Below are 3,637 nucleotides of genomic sequence, written 5' to 3' on the forward strand. Positions count from 1 at the left end.
TGCAGCAGGATCGACAAAATAAAAAGGGAACGTGAAACACGTTCCCTTTTTACTGCCAATCAGATCAAGCCAAGCTTAACTGACTGGCATTGGCCCGAGGGTCGGCTTTTTTCATGGGAGATACGTTTGTGAACAAGCCACTGTCGAAGTCCAACGTGCTGGCGAGCAAGGTAATTTTCGCTGCACTGACCATCCTGCGAGATGGTGGAGGTCAGATGAAAGCAGCTGACATTTTCGATGCCATTCCGCAGAAATTGATGTTGGACGACTGGGCTCTGGAGGTCATCGAGAGCAATGGCTTGGCCCGTTGGCGAACCTATGCACTTTTTTTCTCGGTGGATGCGGTAAAGGCCGGCTACCTCGTCAAGACGAAAGGTATTTGGCAGATTACTTCTTCAGGCGTAGAAGCTCTCTCACTTGGTGAGCTGGGCTATTTTTTTGCCGCCCGTGAGGGTTACCGTGTCTGGAAGCGACAGCAATTGAATTCTTCGGGTTCCGCAGCACCGCAGGGCAACGATGCAGATGAGGTTTCCGTCACGCAGGAGCCTCCCGAAGATCAGTTCGAACGCTTGCGCAAGGAGGTCAACTCTGTCCTGGCAGCCGAAATTCTGGAAGTTGTCAAAAACAATTCCTGGCAGTTTTTTGAACGACTGGTCGTTCAATTGCTGCTCGCAATGGGTTACGGGGGAACCGGTGGCATGGGACTTGCGCTGCAGCGCGGAGGCGATGGCGGTGTCGATGGGTTTATCAATCAGGACAAGTTGGGCCTGGACATCGTGTATGTCCAAGCCAAGCGCTGGGCTGACCAGACGGTGGGTCGCCCGGAGATTCAGCAATTTGTGGGGGCGTTAGCCGGACGGCAGGCAAATCGAGGTGTATTTATCACGACATCAAGATTCAGTGCGGATGCGCGCGACTACGTAAAGCCTTTGCACGTCCGGGTGATCTTGATTGATGGTGAGTTGTTGGCGCAGCTCATGATCGAACACGGCGTAGGAGTTTCGACCTGGAAGTCCTACGACCTCAAACGCATTGACTCCGATTTTTTCAGCGAAGAGTGATCTATGGCGCTTGAGCAGTGTGGGGCGCCGGCCCACCGTCCGTTCAAGATCCCCCAGTCGGTGCTGGTGGTGATCCACACGCCGGCGCTCGAAGTGCTGCTGATCCGCCGCGCGGTCGATGCGCCCGATGGCCAGGCATTCTGGCAATCGGTCACCGGCAGCAAGGACAGCCTGCAAGAGAGCTGGCACGAAACCGCTGTGCGCGAGGTGTGGGAAGAAACCGGTATCCGCGCGGATGCCCCCGGGTGTACGCTGCGCGACTGGGGCCTGGAAAATGTGTACGACATCTATCCGCAATGGCTGCACCGCTACGCGCCGGGGGTGGGGCGCAACACCGAGCATCTGTGGGGTCTGCAGGTGCCTGCCGCCCTGCCGGTGGTGCTGAGCCCGCGCGAGCACCAGGACTGGGCCTGGTGGCCCTGGCGCGAGGCAGCCGATCGCTGCTACTCGCCGTCCAATGCCGAGGCCATCCTGTTGCTGCCACAATTTGCCCTGCCATGAACCCATCGCCCCACGTTTCCGACATTCTGCGTGTCGCCACCTACAACATCCACAAGGGTGTGCAGGGCATAGGCCCGGCGCGCCGCCTGGAGATCCACAACCTGGGCCTGGCGGTGGAGCAGCTCGATGCCGACATCGTCTGCCTGCAGGAGGTGCGCAAGTTGCACCGCCGCGAAGCCGCGTATTTCCAACGCTGGCCCGATGTGCCGCAGGCCGAATACCTGGCGCCCGAGGGCTACGAGGCAATCTACCGCACCAACGCCTTCACCAAACATGGCGAGCACGGCAACGCGCTGCTGTCGCGCTGGCCGGTGATCGGGCACCAGCATGAAGATATCTCCGACCACCGCTTCGAGCAGCGCGGCCTTCTGCATGTGGAAGTGGACGCGCATGGCCGCCGCGTGCATGTGATCGTGGTGCACCTGGGGCTGATTCCCGGCAGCCGCGTGCGCCAGGTCGAGCGCCTGCAGCAGTTCGTCGAGCGCGAGGTGCCACCGGGCTCGCCCGTGGTGGTGGCGGGAGACTTCAACGACTGGGGGCTGCAGATCAAGCGCATGCTGGCGGGCTTTGGCCTGTATGAGTTTGATGCGCCGCGCGCCTTTACCTACCCCGCCCGGCTGCCGCTGGTGCAGCTGGACCATGTCTATGTGCGCGGGCTGTCGCCCATCGGGCTGCATGTGCCGCGTGGGCGCATCTGGTGGCGCATGTCCGACCATCTGCCGCTGATTGCCGAGTTCAGACTTTGAGCGGCCGATGAAGCGGGTGGCCGATTTCGCCAAAGACCACCGGGTGCGCCTGCTGCAGGGAGCGCAGGAACTGTTTCCGGCCCTGATCGAGGCTATGGATGCGGCGTTTTCCGATATCCAGTTCGAGACCTACATCTTTGATTGCACCGGCGCGGGCGCGCAGGTGGCCGAGGCGCTGATCCGCGCCGGGCAGCGCGGCGTGCGCACCCACCTGGTGGTGGATGGCGTGGGCACCGGGCCACTGCCCAAGGCCTGGCAGCAGCGCCTGCGGGCGGCGGGTGTGCAGGTGCGGGTGTATTCGCCGCTGGGGCCGCTGGGGCTGCTGCTGCCCAACCGCTGGCGCCGCCTGCACCGCAAGCTGTGCGTGGTCGATGGCCTGCTGGTGTTTTGCGGCGGCATCAATGTGCTGGACGACCTGTACGACCCCAACCATGGCGAGCTGGATGCGCCGCGGTTTGATTTTGCCGTGCAGGCCACCGGTTCCCTGGCGGGGCAGGCCAGCCAGACCATGGAGCGCCTGTGGTGGCGCCTGCAGGCGGTGCGCGACGTGCGCCTGCACCGTTTGCCGCAGGCCGTGCGCGACCTGCGGGCCGCCAGTGCCACCCGGCACGCCGCGCAGCACGACCCGGACGCACCCGGCATGCGGGCGGCGCTGGTGCTGCGCGACAACGTGCGCAACCGCAGCCGCATCGAGAAGGCCTACCGGCGCGCCATTGGCGCCGCGCGCCACGAGATCATCATCGCCAACGCCTATTTCGTGCCCGGCGGCAAACTGCGCCGCGCCCTGGTCCTGGCGGCCCGTCGGGGTGTGCGCGTGCAGCTGCTGCTGCAGGGACGCTACGAATATTTCATGCAGTACCACGCGGCGCGGCCGGTGTATGGCGCGCTGCTGGCGGCCGGGGTGGAGATCCACGAATACGAGCCCAGCTTCCTGCACGCCAAGGTGGCGGTGATCGACGCCCACGGCGACAAACCCTGGGCCACGGTGGGCTCGTCCAACCTCGATCCTTTGAGCCTGCTGCTGGCGCGCGAGGCCAATGTGGTGGTCGAAGATGCCGCCTTTGCCGTTGACCTGCGCCAGCGCCTGGTGCATGCCATGCAGCATGCCGGGCGGCGCATGGACCCGGCCCGCTATGCCGGCCGCCCCCTGCGCCAGCGTGTGCTCGACCGCGTGGCCTTTGGCCTGATGCGCCTGGCCCTGTGGATCACGGGGAACCGGTACTGAGCGCATACGTATCAGGGCAATCGCATCTAAAAAATAGAGTCAAATCCAACGACACTGCAGCGCTTGAGTAATCTGCCAAGCGCTGTTTAGATGAGCCTGCTGCA

The 3,637-nt window shown here is 63.2% G+C and carries 4 protein-coding genes; all 4 read left to right on the top strand.

Annotated features, from left to right (window positions below; translation table 11 throughout):
* Positions 1 to 128 precede the first annotated feature (128 nt).
* Genes BLW02_RS19265 through clsB form a run of 4 tightly spaced genes read left to right on the top strand, consistent with a single transcriptional unit; the run spans position 129 to position 3,533 of the window.
* Positions 129 to 1,061 carry a restriction endonuclease gene (locus BLW02_RS19265; protein WP_092701721.1) on the top strand — a complete coding sequence of 311 codons (933 nt, stop codon included), beginning with the start codon at positions 129 to 131 and terminating at the stop codon, positions 1,059 to 1,061.
* Between the two features lie 3 nt (positions 1,062 to 1,064).
* Entirely contained in the window at positions 1,065 to 1,562 is a 498-nt protein-coding gene (gene nudB / locus BLW02_RS19270) for a dihydroneopterin triphosphate diphosphatase (RefSeq protein WP_092701711.1), read from the top strand.
* A complete protein-coding gene (locus BLW02_RS19275) occupies positions 1,559 to 2,308 on the top strand; it encodes an endonuclease/exonuclease/phosphatase family protein (protein ID WP_092701715.1) in 750 nt (249 codons plus the stop codon). Before nudB ends, BLW02_RS19275 begins: the two co-directional genes overlap by 4 nt.
* A 7-nt stretch (positions 2,309 to 2,315) precedes the next feature.
* The gene (gene clsB / locus BLW02_RS19280; RefSeq protein ID WP_092701718.1) at positions 2,316 to 3,533 is read left to right on the top strand and encodes a cardiolipin synthase ClsB; all 1,218 of its coding nucleotides are present in this window, start codon (positions 2,316 to 2,318) and stop codon (positions 3,531 to 3,533) included.
* Positions 3,534 to 3,637: the final 104 nt, after the last annotated feature.

It is taken from the genome of Acidovorax soli, assembly GCF_900107605.1.
In the GTDB taxonomy this organism is placed as follows: domain Bacteria; phylum Pseudomonadota; class Gammaproteobacteria; order Burkholderiales; family Burkholderiaceae_C; genus Acidovorax; species Acidovorax soli.